Annotated in this window: 15 protein-coding genes, 1 tRNA gene and 1 pseudogene; 8 read left to right on the forward strand and 9 right to left on the reverse strand. The window is 39.7% G+C overall.

The window, feature by feature from the left end; translation table 11 throughout:
• Positions 1-2 precede the first annotated feature (2 nt).
• The 3 genes from ACTB00_RS13510 to ACTB00_RS13520 all read left to right on the forward strand — a co-directional run bounded on the left by ACTB00_RS13510 (position 3) and on the right by ACTB00_RS13520 (position 2,938).
• Positions 3-977, forward strand: a complete 975-nt coding sequence (locus tag ACTB00_RS13510) for a DUF5777 family beta-barrel protein (protein WP_463300452.1) — start codon at positions 3-5, stop codon at positions 975-977.
• 198 nt (positions 978-1,175) lie between these two features.
• Positions 1,176-1,736 carry an RNA polymerase sigma factor gene (locus tag ACTB00_RS13515; RefSeq protein ID WP_463300453.1) on the forward strand — a complete coding sequence of 187 codons (561 nt, stop codon included), beginning with the start codon at positions 1,176-1,178 and terminating at the stop codon, positions 1,734-1,736.
• Positions 1,733-2,938: a porin family protein gene (locus tag ACTB00_RS13520; RefSeq protein ID WP_463300454.1), complete on the forward strand. Its 1,206-nt coding sequence runs from the start codon at positions 1,733-1,735 to the stop codon at positions 2,936-2,938. Before ACTB00_RS13515 ends, ACTB00_RS13520 begins: the two co-directional genes overlap by 4 nt.
• A 50-nt stretch (positions 2,939-2,988) precedes the next feature.
• Here the strand turns inward: ACTB00_RS13520 and ACTB00_RS13525 are convergent, their stop codons facing one another.
• Positions 2,989-3,699, reverse strand: coding sequence for an SIMPL domain-containing protein (locus tag ACTB00_RS13525; protein ID WP_463300455.1), 711 nt, complete (start codon positions 3,697-3,699; stop codon positions 2,989-2,991).
• Positions 3,700-4,090: 391 nt separating this feature from the next.
• On the reverse strand, positions 4,091-4,492 hold the full coding sequence (locus ACTB00_RS13530) for a hypothetical protein (protein ID WP_463300456.1): 402 nt from the start codon (positions 4,490-4,492) through the stop codon (positions 4,091-4,093).
• Positions 4,493-4,953: 461 nt separating this feature from the next.
• Here ACTB00_RS13530 and ACTB00_RS13535 point away from each other — a divergent pair.
• Positions 4,954-5,508: pseudogene (locus ACTB00_RS13535) on the forward strand (M14 family metallopeptidase); the annotation flags it as partial.
• A 124-nt stretch (positions 5,509-5,632) separates the two neighbouring features.
• Here ACTB00_RS13535 and ACTB00_RS13540 read toward each other — a convergent pair.
• Positions 5,633-6,820, reverse strand: a complete 1,188-nt coding sequence (locus ACTB00_RS13540) for an aldo/keto reductase (RefSeq protein WP_463300457.1) — start codon at positions 6,818-6,820, stop codon at positions 5,633-5,635.
• Between the two features lie 140 nt (positions 6,821-6,960).
• Here ACTB00_RS13540 and ACTB00_RS13545 point away from each other — a divergent pair, with 140 nt between their 5' ends.
• Positions 6,961-7,962 (forward strand): bile acid:sodium symporter family protein, encoded by a 1,002-nt coding sequence (locus tag ACTB00_RS13545; RefSeq protein WP_463300458.1) that lies wholly within the window; start codon positions 6,961-6,963, stop codon positions 7,960-7,962.
• Positions 7,963-8,239: 277 nt separating this feature from the next.
• Here the strand turns inward: ACTB00_RS13545 and ACTB00_RS13550 are convergent, their stop codons facing one another.
• From ACTB00_RS13550 to ACTB00_RS13570, 5 genes are read right to left on the reverse strand one after another with little or no spacing between them, the layout of a single operon-like run.
• A complete protein-coding gene (locus ACTB00_RS13550) occupies positions 8,240-10,792 on the reverse strand; it encodes a carboxypeptidase-like regulatory domain-containing protein (RefSeq protein ID WP_463300459.1) in 2,553 nt (850 codons plus the stop codon).
• A complete protein-coding gene (locus tag ACTB00_RS13555) occupies positions 10,789-12,366 on the reverse strand; it encodes a carboxypeptidase-like regulatory domain-containing protein (protein WP_463300460.1) in 1,578 nt (525 codons plus the stop codon). Before ACTB00_RS13555 ends, ACTB00_RS13550 begins: the two co-directional genes overlap by 4 nt.
• Positions 12,366-13,934 carry an aspartyl protease family protein gene (locus ACTB00_RS13560; RefSeq protein WP_463300461.1) on the reverse strand — a complete coding sequence of 523 codons (1,569 nt, stop codon included), beginning with the start codon at positions 13,932-13,934 and terminating at the stop codon, positions 12,366-12,368. Before ACTB00_RS13560 ends, ACTB00_RS13555 begins: the two co-directional genes overlap by 1 nt.
• A 21-nt stretch (positions 13,935-13,955) precedes the next feature.
• A complete protein-coding gene (locus tag ACTB00_RS13565; protein WP_463300462.1) occupies positions 13,956-14,942 on the reverse strand; it encodes a FecR family protein in 987 nt (328 codons plus the stop codon).
• 57 nt (positions 14,943-14,999) lie between these two features.
• Positions 15,000-15,584 carry an RNA polymerase sigma-70 factor gene (locus ACTB00_RS13570; RefSeq protein WP_463300463.1) on the reverse strand — a complete coding sequence of 195 codons (585 nt, stop codon included), beginning with the start codon at positions 15,582-15,584 and terminating at the stop codon, positions 15,000-15,002.
• Positions 15,585-15,852: 268 nt separating this feature from the next.
• On the opposite strand from ACTB00_RS13570, the gene ACTB00_RS13575 reads away from it, so the two are divergent.
• Both ACTB00_RS13575 and ACTB00_RS13580 read left to right on the forward strand, forming a co-directional pair.
• Positions 15,853-16,299 (forward strand): hypothetical protein, encoded by a 447-nt coding sequence (locus ACTB00_RS13575; protein WP_463300464.1) that lies wholly within the window; start codon positions 15,853-15,855, stop codon positions 16,297-16,299.
• A gap of 65 nt (positions 16,300-16,364) precedes the next feature.
• Positions 16,365-16,448, forward strand: a tRNA-Leu gene (locus ACTB00_RS13580).
• 325 nt (positions 16,449-16,773) lie between these two features.
• Here ACTB00_RS13580 and ACTB00_RS13585 read toward each other — a convergent pair.
• The gene (locus tag ACTB00_RS13585; RefSeq protein ID WP_463300465.1) at positions 16,774-18,138 is read right to left on the reverse strand and encodes a metallophosphoesterase; all 1,365 of its coding nucleotides are present in this window, start codon (positions 18,136-18,138) and stop codon (positions 16,774-16,776) included.
• A gap of 353 nt (positions 18,139-18,491) precedes the next feature.
• Between ACTB00_RS13585 and ACTB00_RS13590 the strand changes: the two genes are divergently transcribed.
• Positions 18,492-19,494 (forward strand): Sb-PDE family phosphodiesterase (locus tag ACTB00_RS13590; RefSeq protein WP_463300466.1); only part of this gene is annotated, 1,003 nt, incomplete at its 3' end.

Here is a 19,494-nt window from a genome sequence, read left to right on the forward strand (position 1 = left end):
AGATGATGCGAAACACGTTTACCGTTTTTTTACTGATTAGCTGTTTTACACCTGTTTTTTCACAAACCGATATGAGTGAATTGTTTAAAGATTCGTTGCAGAGTGAAAAATCAAATCCGGTCATATCAACATTTAAGTCTCCCCGGATTATTAATGCACGAACCAATGAAACGCTTCACAAATACGATCTGCAATTTATGGTCATACACCGATTTGGAGATATTGCCGGAGACTTTGGTGGGCTGTCTTCTTTTTACGGGTTGGACAATTCAACTGATATTTTGATTGGATTTGAGTACGGTATTTCAGATCAACTGAGTGTTGGTATTGGCAGAACAAAGGGTGCACCCAACGGAACCAGTACGTTTCAACGTGAGCTATTTTTTCTGGATGGGAAATTGCGCATCCTCCAGCAAACCAAGGACAATCATATTCCCGTTTCGCTAACGCTCTTCGGAAATAGCGTAGTTTCAGCAACCGAAGAATCTGATCTTGTCACATCCGATACAAGTTTTGACAAATTTGGCGATCGAATGAGTTATACGTTGCAGCTTATTCTTTCACGAAAATTCAGCGATCAATTATCGCTGGTGCTTTTGCCGACTTATATTCACCGGAATTTGGTGACTTATCAGGATATGAACAACCTATTTGCATTGGGTATTGGTGGCCGCTTAAAAGTAAGTAGGCGGATGGCTGTAGTTTTTGACTATTTCCACAGCTTCAGAAGTCAGGAGAGTAAAGATTACTTTTTGGGAAGTAAGGAATTTAAGTTTTACAATCCCTTAAGTGTTGGCCTCGAAATTGAAACAGGAGGACACGTATTTAGCTTAGATTTTACCAACTCAACTGCCATTCTCGAAAATCAATTTATCCCAAGCACGAGCAGCAATTGGGGAGATGGTGAATTTCGTTGGGGTTTCAGTATCTCCCGTACGTTTACCCTCAAAGAAAATTATGAAAACTACGATTGGTAGTCAATTTATAAAATCAAATGAGAATTTCCTTTGTTGTATATAATATAGTACAAATGTTTTCGACTGATTTGTAAAGTACGGATAAAACGAAGTCATTATGTCCTGGTCGATTGCGAATATCATAGTCTCGTTATGGTAGAAGAAGACTTAAAACCCCTTATTAATGGCTGTCGGAAGCGGGATCGGCAGAGCCAAAAAATGGTGTATCAAAAGCTTTATGGTTTTTCGATGAAGATTTGTTTGCGCTTTGCCAAAAAACAAGTAGAAGCTGCTGAAATTGTTAACGATGGCTTTTTTAAAGCATTTACAAACATTGATAAGTACGATGAAAACTGGTCGTTTAAGACTTGGTTGAGCAGAATAATGCATAACGCATCCATTGATTATTACAGGGCAAATTTGAAATGGTCACAAATGGAAACACTTGATCAGTCTGATTTTTTCAGACACGAAGCCAGCGTAGAGCGAAAATTGGGCTACGAAGATTTGCTGGAAACGATACGCCAACTTCCACCAGCTTATCAAATGGTATTTAACCTTTACGCTATTGACGGATATACACACGAAGAGATTGCCAATATGACGGGCATCACTGCGGGAACATCGCGATCGAATCTTTACAAAGCAAGGCAGAAATTACAGCAAATGCTGGCACGACCACAGTCGATTATTGCGCTTCTGCTATGGACATTGTGGAGGAAATCCATTCGGGTTTCTACGTATAGAAGTAGTCTTTATTCCAATACAAAACGACCATGAAAACCGGAGATCAGAAAAACATAGATGAACTTTTCAGGACAGGATTAAATCCTGATTTTGATCCGGTAGTTTATAAGGAAACTAACTGGTCAGAACTTGAGAAGCGGCTAATCTGGTTTGAGAGAAAGCAAAAAGCCATTATCTGGTTGCGACCTCTTGCCGGAATCGCAGCCTTATTATTAATTGCTCTGTCAATATGGACCCTGTGGCCAACCAGTCAGGAATCTTTCAATCAGCCATTAATAACTGAACAACAGAAAGAAAGTGCCCCCGCTGAAATTGAAAAAGAAAATACGAATTCGAAATTAGCGACAGAAGAACCTAATTCTTCTCCACGAGGTGAAGAGCTTATAGCTTCAACGCAAACAACCAAAGAACCTACGAATTCAAAACAAGAAGAAAGAATAACTCCTGTCCAAGAGTCTGAAAAAGTCATTGATGACATAGCTGAAGTTATTTCCGAAACACCATCCGATTCCAATGAAACACCAGAGGTAATTTTACCCGAAGAAAATCCGGCAAGTTTCACGCAGACTGATACCGTTCGTTACAAAGAAATGACAGAACCAACAGATGAACCATTACTTGCTACCAATGAGCTGGAATCTGCTAAAAAGGCTAGTACATCCCGATCAGTTGCTCTTAGCTTATTGGTTGCACCGGCTTACAATAGTGTAAATTCCTTAGGAGAGGGTTCAGTGGGGGGTGACTTTGGTCTGCTAATCTCATTGGGATTATCTGAAAAATGGAGCCTCAGCACCGGAGCAGTGTACGCCAAAAAAGTATATGCTGCAGATCTGAGCACTTATAGTAATTATGGATCTGGCAGTAACAGCGAAACCGTAGATGCTGACTGTCGCGTGTTGGATATTCCGCTCAATATCAATTATGCAATTCTCAATCGTGGCAAAACAACGGTTAGTCTGGGCACAGGAGTTTCCTCCTACCTTATGCTTCGCGAAGAATATTACTTTGCCAATGCTAATCCATACGGTCCAAATCAAGATGATGTTCATTTGGTTAACGAGAATCAACACTGGCTAAGCGTTCTCAATTTTCAGGCAAACATTCAACAACAGCTGAGTTCAAAAATCAGCATCAGTTTGCAACCCTACTTAAAACTGCCTTTTGAAGATATTGGCTACGCAAAAGTCAGGCTACAGTCAGTAGGAATGGCGCTCAGCGCCAATTGGAATATTTAGTGTTTTTTTGAAGGCAAGCATGCACGGTTCTCTTCCAAATTATTCAAAAGCTAGTCTTCCAAAAAATAATCGATGGTAGAAACTACTCGAACGATTTTAATATGCGGTGTGTTTTGATCGCGGTCTGAAATCGTAAATAAACCCTGACGAGCGGTTTTAATTTTACCAACTTTTGAGTTCGAGTCCATGGCAAACTTCTCGGCTACTTCGCGGGCATTCTTTGTGGCTTCCTCGATCATTGACGGTTTAATTTCATTCAATTTAGTGAAAATAAACTCCACTGGTCTCCAGGTATTTTTCGATCCAATTACAATTCCTTTCGATATCAATGAGAGAGATTCGCTTAATGCTGCCTGCAACCGACTAACATCGTCGGTTCGCACCGTAAATTCGGTTTTCACAATATATCGATATTGGCGGTTTTGCATGTTGCCACCGTACATTTGCGCACGGGAATCATCAATATTGGTCGATCCCATGCTCAGCTCTTCAGCTGTAAAACCATGATCGACAAAAAACTGTTGAACCTGTTTTTTCTGATCTTCAATTTCAGTTTTCAACAGCTTTAAATCATTGCCGGTGAGTGTAATTTGAATTGGCCAAACAGCCAGATCAGCCTCAACCTCGCGTTCCGATAAGCCTTTCACCTCAACATGCCTGTTCGATTGAATCCCATTTTTATGCATATTGCCAATAAAATATCCGGCCAAAATAATGGCAATAGCAAGAACTATTATCTTCGATATACTCAGTTTTTCCATAATAATATTAGTTTGAAATGAATTAAGTTTGTCCTTTTAAAAGCTAATAATTTCGCTGCCAAACTAACACTTAAAACACTTGCTGCCAAACAATACAAAACTGATCCATCCGCAACTGTTTCCAAAATCAACATGAAATATTTTATTGTGACAAGTTTAGCATGAGATTCAAAAATCAACAATATCTAAGCCAAAATCTGTTAAAAACGATATGATCAGTCGAATTGAAAAATAAGTACCCTGCCAAGCCTTCGTGGCTGCTTATATACAGATCAGGAGTGAAGTCAACGTTTCACAGCAAATGAAAAGGCTGGCTTTACAAGCTTAAATACGAAATAATTTAGATGAATGGTAGGTTGAAATAGAACTTCGCAACAACAAAAAAGAAATACTAAAACTCTGTTGGATCCTGTTGTTCCCGTTTGTTTGAATCCTCTTGCTTCCGTTTGTTATATATCTTTGGATACTTCAGATGCTTAAACTTTGTCTTTCCATTTCTCGATTCGAAAAGCTTCACGCGAGCCACAAAAAAGCTAGTTTGTCCATTATCAATTGAAATCGGATAGTTGATCTTTCCAAGGGCAAGCTGAGATTCAAAGAAGTTATTAAAGATGACATCTACGGAGTCTTTCGATTCAACCAGATACTTGTGGTTTGTCCGGTCGGTATAATCCTCGACAAGGATGTAATACCCGGATTTATTATCACTTGCGCTATTGATTTCTTTCTTCTCCTCTGTTTTCGTAAATGAAAGACAGAATAAGGAAATAACGATAAATAAAATCGATTTCATAATTTATTAAATAATATCTGTACTGTTCGCGTATTGTATTTCACACCGCCTTTTCGTTTTGGATAAAATTCGGTTGACGGATCCCTTTTCACGTCGAAGAATTATTCCGCATAATCAAATTAAGCAATGTGCTTGTCAAATCGGAGTACGAATCTACAAACAAACGCAAACATTGCCAAGCTGTTGTGATCGTGATTAGTAGTTTGATTTTTACAGTTGTTAAAAAGAGCATGGTCTTTAGCTTGGATTTGAATCGTTATGCTTGAGTTTGGCCAGTTAAGGTAATTGTCGAAATGTTACTTAATCCCAGTCGATATAGGCTATTTAGCAACAGTGCGGTTCTATTTGTTGCAGAAGTTTACATGCCAATCAGGATAGACTATATGTCAATATTTTTTGTAATTTATAATGATTTTGAATAGTTTTTAACATACAATCCAGTTTCTGGCTATAAAACTAACAGTCTTTTATTGAAAAAGAAGCAACCCCGAAAATTGCTGGTTCTTACTTCAGGACTTCACGGAATTGAAGGGTTTACCGGTAGCGCTATTCAACTCATGTTCATTGATAAGATTCTGAGCAGACTATCGCTCAATGAGCTGGGGGTCGTATTTATTCACGGTCTCAATCCTTATGGATTTAAGTACTTCAGGAAAGTAACCGAAAACAATATCGACTTAAACAGAAACTGTGTAATTAGTCCAATGCTGTATCAAAGCATTAATTCGGGTTATTCCAAAATGTCGAATCTGCTAATCCCAAAAGGAAAGTTGTCAATCGATAAACTACAATACCGCTTTTTTCACTTGAATGCCATCTATAAAATAATTAAAGAGTCGCTCCCAATTCTGCGTCAGGCAGCATTGCAAGGGCAATACGAATACGAGGTAGGGATTTATTATGGAGGCAAAAGATTGGAGCCTCAATTCGCTGCACTTGAACCTTTACTGAAAACTATTATTGAAATCAGGGAGCTCAATTCGGCTTTAAGGATCAAAAGTCAAAAGACCGGGTGAAACAAGATTTTTTGGATATGTACTATCCAAGTACGGTTGCATGGCGTTCGAAAGTCCTGACTGACTCCTCGATAAAAATGAGTAAAAAAATGCCATTGACAACCGCAAGGCAAAAGTCGGATGTTTACGCTTTCTTTTCTTTCGGTTTATACAGGCCGGCATGTGTTTCCTCAATTAACTCAATAAGCGGAATTTCATCCGGGCACTTGCTGTTATCAATTTGCTTTAGGTTTTCTGAGGTGGGAAAATTTCCCGGAAACCAGTGGTCTTTTTCCTGAAACATATTGTACCGATAAAATCCAAAGTCTTTCATGTCGTAGCATTTCCAGAGCTTCCGAAAGCGTAATATTTCTGGAATGTTGAGGCCCGACGGATCGCCCAGCATTTCGTAGCCTTCGTAGTGAGCATACGGATCAGACCGCACTTGCTCATCCAGCTTTTGTTTAATGTTCGCATCAGCTTCAGATAGTGGAGCCAATGCCGGGAAGATTCCATTGATCGGGTTAAAGTGCTCAGGTTCGGTAATGCCAAACGATAGGGTGTGAACGTTCGGATTGCTCAAACAAAATCGGGCGTTCCACTGAATGGGGTGCAACGGAGCGGTGAGATCAGTCAGCTTTTGCGGTGGATTAAACAGTTGTCCTCCTTTGTCGTTGGGTGAAATGATGAATACTCCCATATCTTTTGCTGCGGCCAAATCGATAGCCGGCTTATTGCGTTGGAAAAAGTAATAATAATGCAGGTTAACAAAATCGAACAGATCAGTTTCAATGGTTTTCAAAATGACATCCAAAGGTCCGTGCGTACTAAACCCAACATGTCCGATTATGCCTTCTTCCTTCATTTTTAGCAGTTCCTCAACCGGCCCACCGGGAGCACAGGCGGTTTCCTGCAGATCCATGGTATTGATGCCATGCCAGCCATAAAAGTCGAAATAATCCGTTTGCAGAGTTTCTAATTGCTCATTCACCAGTGTGCGCATCTCCTCTGCGGTATTTGCGTTTCCTTTGGTCATCAGGTAATAGGAGTCACGTTTTACCTTCAGTTCTTCATTCAATACAATCCCAAAAGCAGTCTCACTTTTTTTATACCCATATGCAGTCTCAATCAGGTTGATGCCTTGCTCTAGCGCGAGTTTCACTGTTTTGGTCACCTGAGCAAGCGTATCAGTAGGGATCTCATGGCGCGGATCGCTCCAGCCATGTTTAAAGCGCATGCCTCCCAGGGTGATCACACTTAATTCCTTCTCGGTTTTGCCAAAACGGCGGTATTCCATTTTGGGCTGGTATCGGGTCATCTTCGTAAAATCCATAAAATTGATCTGATGTAAGGGACACAAAAGTATTGAAACAACAGCGAAACCCATTGTGATGTTTATTAATATTTCTTAATGTTTTGCTGCTTCTTGCGGAAATTAGCCATCTTTGTTTTGCTCGAACGAATGGACATTTTATGGCAAACAGTCGCTTTCAAAACTTCAAACGCTTTTTCCCCGACGGATTTATCGCAGGCATCGTTTTGATGATTCTGCTCGCCTGGCTGATTCCCGGAATTGGAAGCGAGGGAAGTGCTATTGAGTTGAAGGTAGTGATCCGATATGGCATTTCACTCTTGTTTTTCTTTTATGGCTTACGATTGAGTCCCGAAAAACTGAAAAAGGATCTCAGTAACTGGCGTTTACATTTGTTAATTCAATCCATCACCTTTATCGTATTTCCTTTGGTGGTGCTTGCTTTTCGTCCGCTGTTGGCAGGTACTGAAAACGAAATTCTCTGGCTGGCTGTGTTCTTTCTGGCTGCTTTGCCTTCTACAGTGTCGTCTTCAGTGGTCATGGTCTCTCTGGCTGAAGGAAACATACCGAGTGCTATTTTCAATGCCAGTATCTCCGGCATTATTGGCATTATCATCACACCGCTGTGGGTTGGCTTGTTTATGGAGAAGCAAAGCGATGCCTTTGCTTTTGCCGAAGTGATTGGCGATTTGGTCATGCAAATCCTTATTCCGGTCTGCATCGGACTATTCTTACATCGTTGGTGGGGGAATTGGGCCATCCGCAATAAACGTTATTTTAGCTTGTTCGATAAGTCGGTTATCCTAACCATTGTGTATCGGAGCTTTAGCGATTCTTTTTTGAATGGCGTTTTTACCAGCATAAAAGTGCACGAGTTATTGATTTTAGGCGCTAGTGTCGTCGCCCTGTTCTTTTTCGTTTTCGAAGGAACGAAGTTGTTGATGAAAGCTTTTCATTTTGGCCGGGAAGACCAAATTACGGTTCTGTTTTGCGGGTCGAAAAAATCACTGGTTCATGGCTCGGTCATGGCTGCAGTGCTGTTTGCCGGATCGTCATTCGGCAGCTTATTTTTAGTCCCGGTAATGATCTATCACGCCTTTCAACTCTTCTACATTAGCATTGTCGCCAGACGGTATGGGAAAGAAAAAACCCAACTTCAATAAAGGGTTGAAGTTGGGTTGATAGTTTATAGCGAGCGAAAAGACTATGGATAATATAAAAGTCAGAGTAATCCGCAGGATTGAGATGAACTCAGGGGTGAGTCTGACTAGAATTAAAACGCAAGCGATGAAAGAAGAATCTGCTTCCTTAATCCTCCAGAAACTTTCTTTTTTTGTTGACCTTCCAAAATCTCTCCTTGCTTGTTAAGCGCTCGGCGCCAGCTATTTCCTAACGTGCTCTTATTTCAACAAAAACTGGATTAATGATTTAGCTCCGCCTTTATTTTGGCATAATTTCAATCACCTTGGAAACACTGGTCACCTTTCCATCCAAATCAATCAGGTCAGCCTGAATAATAAATTTCCCAACTACCTGGCTAGCCATTACTTCAAATTCGGACTGGCCGGAAGGGTTGATGCGAACTGCCGGGCTCCAGAACAGGGTGGTTGGCTGCATGATTGGTTTTTCAGACTTTTTCAACCAGAAATCCCGCGCAACACGATAACCGTTTTGATGAATATCTTCAACGTCTTCCCGTTCAGCAACTTCTATACTTTTGCCTCTTTTGGTTTCAATCTCAATTACCCCAACTGAATTCAGTCCTGTGTGGCGTTGAATATCAACTGGATTGGTAGAAATATTAATTGACTCTACATCCAACGGACTAACGGTATTAAGTACGCTTGCGCTGGTTCCCATCTTTTGTCCATCAATAACAATCAACGCTCCATCCTGCGCCATGAGGGAATTGGTTCCACCCGGGAAAATAATCAAATCACCATCAAGCCGAAACGATTTGATCATTTTTATTACGTCCAGCAATGAGGTTGCTGATTGTAAGTATTTTTTATAAGCCGGCTCTGTTTTTTGCTTGGGAGCTTCTGCTTTTTCTGAAAATAGAAACGTATTGTCTCGATAAAATTCACTGCTGTATTGTGCAGGCGCCAGATCAGCATTCGATTGAATAAAATTGATTACATATACTTTAATCTCTTCAGATAAAGACTTTTCAAACCTCACCCTTAAGTTCTCGTTTCCATCTGGCCCCATAGCTTTTATCACAAAGTTGTCCAGTTGATCCGACTCAATCGCTTGCTGATAAAATTCACCGTTCTCATCAGTTGATAAGTGAAGAATCTTCATGTTTTGTGAATTCAGAAAGCTGACCTTTGCATTGGGAACAGGTTCATTTTCCTGATTCACAACCTGCCCGGAAAGTCCGGATTGATGATACTTCGTTTGTTCCCGCTCCGGGTCGAAATTCAACACCTCATCCCAGTTGAAATTTTTGAGCTGGTTGGCTACTAAAATATGATTCATGGTCGATTCAATGTTTTCCTTCGACATCAGAGTCTCCAAATTAGGAATTACCTTCTCCAAATCGGAGTTGACCAATAGCCAGTTGTTCCATTTATAAGGCCAATTCAGCTTCTCCTGCATCGAACTAATCGACAGGTTTACGATCGGCAAATCGGCATCTTCGGGAACATTTGCTTTCAGTCCAAATTTGAAAACCTCCCCCGCTTTTAGATGATCCGGGGTCGAAAGTTCAATATGGGTGTCATCCTCCCGATCAATAAAAATCATTCGGCGAGCAAGCACCTGTTGATTTTCATCAAATACCGAAATCAGGCTGATCCCCTCAGGAAATTGTTCTTTAGGGATTTTTAGGCGTGCCGGCCCACTCATCTCAAGTTCGGAGGCCCAAACAACAGAACCTCTCTGATTGGCAACCAAATAAAGCATGCTGGATTGATCGTCAGTTTGCACGAGATTAGCGTAAATAAATTCCTGATCAGTTTTTGTAATTGTCATCATCAGCCCATCTTGTGCATCAGGTAGCGGAAACAATTGATTTTCGCCCAAGGCACTTGTCAACTTCAGACTGTACTTTTGCCCCCTTTCTGCAGTTATTGAAGAGATTCCATACCCCGGGAGCAAGGTTTTTATCGTCTGTACTTTGCTCCCATCCTGATCTAAAATATCACCGGTGATTGATAGCGGATTTCCCATTTCATCGAATACCGTAAACCCCATTTTTTGCTGTGTTCCGGCAATTAGTGTTCCTCCTTCAGGAAAAAACTGAATATCCATTTTTTGATTTTTGACAGGCAGAATAGTCGAATAATTCAGCTCATTCCTTTTGCTGAATATTTTCATACTTAATGGCGATGAATAATTTTTCTGAGGAATTGTTATTTCCAAGCTTACTTTTCCAGATCCATCCGACTTTACTTTATCATCTAAAATTAGCTTATCGCCATCGAACAGCTCATATTCTAACTTCTCCTTTTTAAAAGGTGAGCCGTCCATTTCTTCAACCAAAAATGAATAATTAAACGACCTGCCCGGAACCAAAAATGGTGGTCGTTCTGTTTCGATCACACGAACAGCGTCTTTGTCTCTTGGGTTAACGGATATCAATTTACAAAAGGCCTCATTGGCTTTCGAAATCAGGTCGGTGTATGCCACCAAAGCATACTTGCCCTCAGCCAAACCACTGGGAATTAGCAAATCACCTTTCATTACCCCGGCTTTAGTCTGGTAAGTATCACTACTAATCAGCACTCCATTGCTGGAATACAACGCTACATGATATTTCGGGCTGGTGGGTTTAGCTAATTGCCCCGCGCTATTGGTAATCACGGTTGAAAACCAAACAATTTCCTCCGGAGCATATACATCCTTATCTGTGGTTAACTGAATCTTTTCCTTCGGATAGAATTGGTAATAGTCATTCAACTTTTGAGCAATCTCGTTGATCAAGGGGCTTTGCGAAAATGCTGACAATGAAAATAAGAAAAAACATATGGCTAATAATCTGGCTTTCATGGCATGCTTTTTTGTGAAGTTAATTGATTGGTTGGTTGATTGGTATGAAAAGAACTTTCTTTTGCGGGTTCCTTTTTCAAGGCGTTCCGAAGATCTTCTGTCGGTTTTATTATATTGTAGTCACCCCAAAAATCTTCATCGTAATCAGTAATAATCTCACTGAAAATTTCAGAGGAGTTAAAATTTTCATGTCGGCTAAAACGCTTCAGGTTGGTTTCCCGATAATCGGTCACTAACAAATCGGAAATACTGTGAAAGACCGAATTGATTTTATCGCGACGGCTTTTTACATGAAACTTGACAGATGCCTGAGCGGCATTAAAATACCAGCGATCATTATGATTTTTATATGAAACCCTATAATTCAATTCGATGGGGCGAACGTTGAACCCCCTCGGCTTTTTACGAATTAAGGATTTCCGAGCTACTTTCTTACCATTTCTACTCAAACTAAACGCAGCATAAACAAGCGCATAGCTTTCCCGATCAATGTAAAGCTCTCCCTCATAGGTCAGGTAGTCAAATCGACCATCAGGTTCAAACTGAATTACAACAGTTGGTCGTCCGCGATACAGAATTACCCGGTCGACTTTGTATTTATAATATTCTCTGAACTCCGGATCGATGAACGAATCTCTGGTTTTCACAACATCAAGTTTGGTAATGTAATACGGGCCTCCTTGCATTTTAAAATCTACCATGAGCACTGAAGGTCTGGCTTCCTTCGTTTTTCGCCCTTTCAGGTAGCGAATATTGTCTTGCCGTAAGGTGTTGCCGTAAGACGATTTTAGAATATCCATCACTGCTTCCGAAACATTGATGTAGTCATCATTTTGCTTCAACACCTCACGATAAAACGAGGTCATTAGTTGTTGCGAAGTGGCATAATTCGTTTCAATATTTTCGATTAACTTATCCATCACATCCACCGGATCAATCGCTGTTACTTTTACTTCTTTTAACTGAACATTTATCGGTGTTAGTTGAATATCCAATTCACTTTGCATAAGCGTATCCAGCGAAATCAGGTGCTGACTGTATCCCAGGCAAGAAAAAACCAGCTTTTCAGACTTATACTCGCTGGGAATTGTTATTCGAAATTCCCCATCGCCATTCGAAATGGTTCCAAACGGATGTCCGGACACTGAAATACTGGCGTACGGAATTGATTGATGTGTTTGCCGATCGGTTAGCTTTCCACTTAGTTTAAAACCCGACTTGATGCTTGCTGTTGGATCCCCACTTCCATCTTCTTGTTGATTAACAGTAATGATGAGTTGATTTTTTAGAAGTCGAAATGAAAATCGATCCGAAAAAACAGCTCTCAGGACTTGATCAATCGTTTGATTTTTCGCCTCAATTGAGATCGGTTGGTCGGTATCAACCAAACTGGGGTCATAGGAAAAGTAGACTCCTGTTAAAGTAGAAATTTGATCAAACAGATCGATTAATTTTCCGTCTTTAATCTGAATCGAGACGTTGATATCCGGGCAGTTATCTTGCTTCTCCTGCGCATTCAATGCAAATGGCAGCAACACGAAAAGCAAGGAAACAAACAGGATACTATTTCTCACTAAAAGATTTTTTCTAAATGAAAACTGGTTTGTATTTCAGTCCCCTCCCTCAACACCTTCATCTTAATTTTCCGATCTTCTTTGCTTTGAAAGATAAGATTTATATCATTTAAAGACAAAGATTTATGGCTTGTATTATTCAACGATATAATTTGATCGTTTTCTTTCAAGCCTGCACGATAACCCGGCGATCCGTTGCGGATATTATCAATCGTATAAATAGGTAATCCGGGCATGGGGCTTGAAACATCTAAGCCACTCATATTGTAGTTAAAGTCGGACTTCACTTTACTTGTTGGTCGTAATTTCAACTGATGGTTCGGGTAATCCAGCGTCACAAAAAACCGCCGTAAGATTTCAGCTCCGAGTGTGCCGTTTCTATCGTTTGCCACAATTAACTCTTCAATCATATCATTTTGCGGGAAAGATACGATTGGCGCTGTTAGTACCAGTGGGCCAACCCAGATTCCGCCAATCCGTCCTTTCGTTCCATATAGATCACCACTTAATCCTCTGCCAAGAAAAGTCTCAATATGTTTACTGGGAATATCAATCCGATGATCAGACTTGGTTGAAAGCCAGATGGCATCGCTGGCTCCAGTATCAACGAGTAGCTTAACCGGTACTTCCTCATTGTCATCCGTCATAATAGTTGTCCTCACAAAAGGTTTGTTGTGCTCAAAGTGTAAAGGCATCACAATATCTTTGTTTCGAACCCGATCACGATAACGCTCCGGCTGGATTACTGTAATTTTCTGATTGTCATAGTCTATTTCAACAACAAAATCCTTGAACAAGTCGAAGCCAATGAGTCCGTGTACCGGGATACCCAGTATTTGAGAGATCTGAAAATTGTCATTAATCACCATTTGTACTTCCTGGTTCCAGGCCACTAACCCACCTATTTTCATCGTATTATTTCCTGATCGATATGCGGTGAGACCTTCTCCTTCTCCAAGTCCCCTTATTTTCACGGGCTTCATCATATTCAGGTTAAGCTTATTCACATAAGGCAGTTCTGTAATAATCGGCAACCGAACGCCGGTATCCAGAATAAAGTTCAGAGTGTCCGAATCGTTGATGTTGACTGGAATAATAATCAGATTGCTGGCAGATTTAAACTCAAACGTGACTGATTTGCGTCCCCGGTCTGTAAATTCAAAACGGTTTTTGCTTGGTTGAAATTTTATCCTTTTCTCATAATCGACAGATTCCCGAAGCGGAACATAATCGCGTACAACCAGAAGATTGTTTTCTATTTCGAAAATGAGATAGAAATCTTTCATGAGCTTTTCCAAAACATCACGAATCGGCTTGTTCGAAACATTCAAAGTAATATTCTTTCCTTCAAGTAATTCCGAGTTGTATGAATAGTCCAGGTCGAAGTAGTCGCATATTTGCTCGATTACTTTAGACAGTGATTCATTTTCAGCATAAAGACTGATATTCTGATCCAGAATCGGATCTCCTTGCTTTTCTTCCTGTGCGTATACTCGTGAAGGAAAATATATGATCAGTAGAATCAATATGAAAATTGAAGCACCGACTTTTATTCGTGTTGTATTCATGGCTTAATTTGTTTTTAACGATTAGGCTTCTTTCTTCAATAAATAATGCTCACCAGTTCTGGAAACCGACAATCCATGGGTCTCTGAGATAACTTTCAGAATGAAATCCAGTGGTTCCTTTTCAAAGTGAGCATTTAAAAGCAGGTCGTTTAGACTGAGGTCGTTCAATTCAATTTGAACACGGTACACTTTATTCAGCTGGCTGATGACTTCCTTCAATGAAGTCTCACTAAAAACAAACGACCGTGTTTTCCACGCCAGATAGTTTGGATCGGCATTTAAGCTTTTGATCAGCTGTTTACTCCTATTTTCGAAGGTTCCCTTCTCTCCGGGATTAAGAAGTAGCCGGTTCATAGCCTGATCCACATCATTTTTTGAAAACTGCACTTTCCCTGTAGCAACAATAACTTCAATCCTATCATTGCCCGGGTAAGCATTAACCGTAAAGCTCGTTCCCAGAACACGAATAGTTGCTTCACCGGCACGAATGATAAAGGGCTTGCTGGGATCAGGTGTTACTTCGAAAAAGGCTTCTCCTTCAATAGAAACTTCTCTTTTGCTACTTCCGAACTGATCGGGATAATTTATCTTTGAATCTCGATTCAGCGTCACAATCGTTCCATCAGCCAATTCAACTTGTGAAAGTCCGCTGTCGTCCACTTTAATCTCGGCTAAATTTTGCCCGGAAAGCTGCTGTTTTCCAACGTAATAAGCGGTTGAGACGACAAACAACGCAAACACTAGGGCTGCAGCAATTTTTAGAGTTCGAAGAGTTACTATTCTAGACCCTGATCTGGCTTTTCGCCTATGAATTTGTGTGTTCACCTTTGCGTAAGCCTTTGGTGTATTGTATTGCTTGATTTTAAAATAAAGATCAACTTTTCCAGACAATTCAGCGATTCGCTTTTTCTCTGCTTCTTCAACGAGAATGGATTCGACATCTTCCTTTCCCGGATTTGCCGGTTCCTCGTAAAGTTGTCGGGCAAGCTGCTCCCAATCCTTCTGCAATATGTTTTTGTTTGTTCCCATCATTTACAAGACAAGGCTGCACCGAATTACCCTTAATTACTTTTGGTCAATTCTAAAAATGACCAAGCCAATCCAATAGTCTTTATAATCGTCGAGCTTTGCCCGCAGTTGCTTTAAAGCCAGCCCCATTTGAGCTTCCACTGTTTTAATTGAAATACCTAGTTGATCGGCTATTTCCTGATACTTTAACCCTTCTTCCCGACTTAGTTTAAAAATGTTACGTCGTTTTTCAGGCAAGGATTCGATGCTTTCGGCGATCTTTTCAGACAGACCTACTTCTAAAAAATAATCTGATTCATTGATCTCCTGGTCGAAGTTTTCCTGGACAAATTGAACATGCTTATCCTTAATTTTTTCGTGCTGAAGTTGATTTAAACAGTGATTTTTGACGGATCGAAACAAGTAGTTCTTAATCGATGAGTCGATCGACAATTTTTGCCTTTTGCTCCAAAATTTCACAAAAAAGTCCTGGACAATTTCTTCGGCTTTCTCGTTATCCTTAAAAAATTGATTTGCAAATAGACATAGCGACGCGTAATAGGTATTGAAAATTATTTCAAAGGCTTTTTCATCGCTTTGCCGAATTTGATCAAATAGTCTCTTTTCTTCCTGTTTATTCATTATTTAGTCCGTCAGCCATGGGATAACCAAATGCTAAGTTATCAAAAAATAAGATGCTTGTGGAAGAAAATACCCTTAAGCTAGCAAAAGAATTTTTGAAACAAATCTCACTTTCGAAAACCCCATTCCTCGAAAAAACCGCCTGCATTTAGCACAAAAACATTTTAATTATTTAATTCATTTACACTATCTTAGTCAATATCGCACATTTTCAACTGTGCTAATTTGATGAAAATGGGAAGCATGATAAAAAAATTAATTCCAGGGCTTGTATTTGCCTTTATTCTTTCTGGAGTGGCTAATGCCCAACTACAACACGGGCATTGGTTTGCGAGGTGGTTTCTCAAATGGAGTTACCATCAAGCATTTCATTAAACACGATACTGCCATTGAAGGAATTGTGACAACCCGGTGGAAAGGAATAAACTTAACAGGCCTGTATGAAATTCACAACGAAACAGCTACCGTTGAAGAACTTAGCTGGTATTATGGATTTGGCGGACACATCGGGTTTTGGGATGGCAATCGGGTTAATTGGGCTGACGACAATAATGCCTATACCGTCATTGGAATTGATGGTATTTTAGGACTGGAGTATCATTTTGCCAGAGCTCCCATCTGCATTAGTGTCGATTGGAAGCCAACCTTCAACGTGATCGGGAATTCTGACTTTTGGGGAGATGGAGGAGCCATTTCGATCCGATATACTTTTTAGAGAAATATTATTCCGATTTTTTTTGAGCAGAAAAAAAATGTGTTACTTTTGCATCGCTAATTCAAGCCCGGGTGGCGGAATTGGTAGACGCGCTGGATTCAAAATCCAGTGATAGCAATATCGTGCGGGTTCGATTCCCGCCCCGGGTACTAAAAACCCTCCCAAACACTTGATTTGAGAGGGTTTTTGCTTTTTGATGTTAGTGAAATGATAGCAAACTCTTGGATCAATTTGAAAACTCTTTTTTTATCGTGAATTTATGAAAGTTTTTATGTTTTGCTATAGATCAAATTTCAACTTAAACCCACCCAGAGAACATCTGACTCTTAATCAGGTGTTTAAACTTTAACAAACAAGAGGTTACAGCCTTTAAGTGTTGTTGCCTTTTTTTCAATTTGACACACAATTTGATCAACGAAATCATAAAATAATCTCATCTGTAAGGCCTTCACTCATACAAATATTCAATTTATTCTATAACTCTATTGAATCTTCATCCATTTGGTTTATAACTTCGTCAATAAAATTATAAAGTTTTACATAGGTTTTTGATGAAATCTCATTAGCTGGAGTGATTACAATAAAAGTTTCTCCTGGCCCACTAGTTGGAGGTTGATGATCAATCCATGTCCCTGAATTTGCATAGATAGTTTCTTGTCCATTTAAATTTCTGGAAGGAGTGATTTTTGCTCGGTGATTATGCCCAAAAACAACGATTCTCTTACTTGAATTCTCAACGGAATTACGATTAAAAAAATACTGAGTTTGAGCAAGGTTGTCAGTTTCAAGATGACTATCAGCATTAACAATAGCATGAGCCACAGGAATATCAACAGTAATATGACAAAGTTCTTGTCTTTCATCCCATTTATCTTGTATTCCTTTATATAAATTAACATCTATATATGATCCAGGTAATGTTTGAGTTGGAATCAAATCTTGCACAGAATAATTACCAACAAAACCATTTATATTTGTTTTAATGATTTTATCATCCAAAGCTTCGTTTAGGGGAAATTTCCTGACTACATATTCCCATAATTTGCCATAATTATACAAAAGGTTTTGACTAATATCCCCAGATTCATTTTCCGTAATAGCATCTATTTGGCCTGTTCCAAATGCATTCCCTTGCGCAATACATTCGGCTGCAATTCTTGTATAAAAGTATCCAGGGGGCAATATTGTCCCAGGTGCAATATCTTGATTAGAAAAGGGATCAGGAGCACAAAAGAAATTATAACGATGTCCATGCTCAATAACTATTTCTGGATGCGATGTTGGTGAATATGCCCCAATACCTAATACATTTTCTCTTGCTTGATTTATCCCAGGTAAAATAAGTTCCACATTTTCTTCAGTTATTGTCAAATCGTGATTACCAGGAACATATGTGACGATAATTTTACCTTCTTGGATAATACTATTAAATGCATCAATTACCCCTTTATTTGTTTCAGCAACTTGCTGTACGAAATCACTTTGTGAACCGCCATTATAAGTATCTATGCTTGCTGGCACAAACCATTCATCTAGCATATCACCTGCAATCACGAGCTCTTTTACATTTGTAGATGTCCTAATTTTATTTAATAACTCCTCCAATGGTTTAAGGTTTTTATTAATTTCCGAATAAGCAAGATTGGAACCTAAATGCAAATCACTAATCACAACTAACATATTCCTATCGGAACTACCATTATTAAACGCATCGGTTGTTACTTGTAGAATCTCTTCATTATCTTTTGTACACGAAGTGATGGAAAGAATGGAGAATACTGTAAACCCTATTAAAATCAATGATATTGTTTTTCTTTTAATCATTCTTAAATGTCTCATAGTCTTTAATATTTCTTTTGATTTTCGCCTAATTGTATTGTTGATTTTGGTGTACGTCTCCAAACTAATTCGGATTTTTCCTCAGAGAGTGTTAAGTTAACAATTCCAACTATTGATTTTTGAGATTAGCCTTGTGGTATTTAATTACTTACTACAAACAGTGTAAATATAAATAAAAATATATATGAACTGTTTGTTTATAGGTAAAAACACCAATTTATTCCATGACTAGTGGATTTAAAGTGTTTTTTCTCCCCCCCCCCTTTTTTTCATTTCAACAAAACAATTCTTTAACCTTCCCAATACCATCATTTAAAAGGATTTATGTAAATTGCACAAAATTTTTGAAAATCATGAGCAACCTAAAGTCTGACGTAACAAGTTTCCTGTTTTTCATTTCAGTCCTTTGTGTTTCGGCTCAGAGTCGCACCGAAATTGCCATTCCTGATATACCGGGATACAAAACCCTGAAATGCGATTTTCATATGCACACCATTTTTTCTGATGGTGATGTGTGGCCAACCATCCGGGTGCAGGAAGCCTGGCAAGAAGGACTGGATGCCATCGCTATTACGGACCATATTGAATATCTGCCCCATTCGCAGGACTTGGCTGAAATAGATCATAACCGAGCCTACGAAATTGCGGAACCATTGGCCAATCAAATGGGCGTGGTGCTTATTCCCGGAAGTGAGATTACCCGCAAAATGCCACCCGGGCATCTGAATGCTTTGTTTGTGACCAATGCCAACCTGTTGGAGCGCGAAGATTGGATGGATGCTTGCCTGGAAGCGAAAGAGCAGGGAGCATTTGTGTTTTGGAATCATCCCGGATGGAAAGCACAACAGCCCGATAGCACCCTTTGGTGGACGGAACATACACAACTGATGGAAAAGGGAATTTTAAATGGTATTGAAGTTTACAATGAAAAAGAATATTACCCGGAAGCTTTGCAATGGGCAAAAAGCAAGCAATTAACCCTGCTCTGTAATTCTGATGTTCATGCCCCCATTGCTATGGCCTACCCCGGAACACACCGGCCAATGACACTGGTTTTTGCAACAGAGAAATCGAAAGGCGCCATCAAACAAGCCTTGAAAGATCGGCGAACAGTAGCCTATTTCGATAACCAACTGGTTGGCAACCGACAATTCCTAACACCTTTGTTTTTGGCTTCTATTAAAATCAAAACGAAACAAGCCGGTCTGGAGAACCATCAGCTCAAAAAGATAATGATCCATAATTCAAGCGATATCGATTTTCATTTGAAGCAACGGCAACCCTCCATCGGCTTTTCGTTCCCTGAAGAAATTATACTTGAAGCGCATCGTACGGTTTTTTTGGATTTAACAGGCA

Source organism: Sunxiuqinia sp. (genome assembly GCF_055140945.1).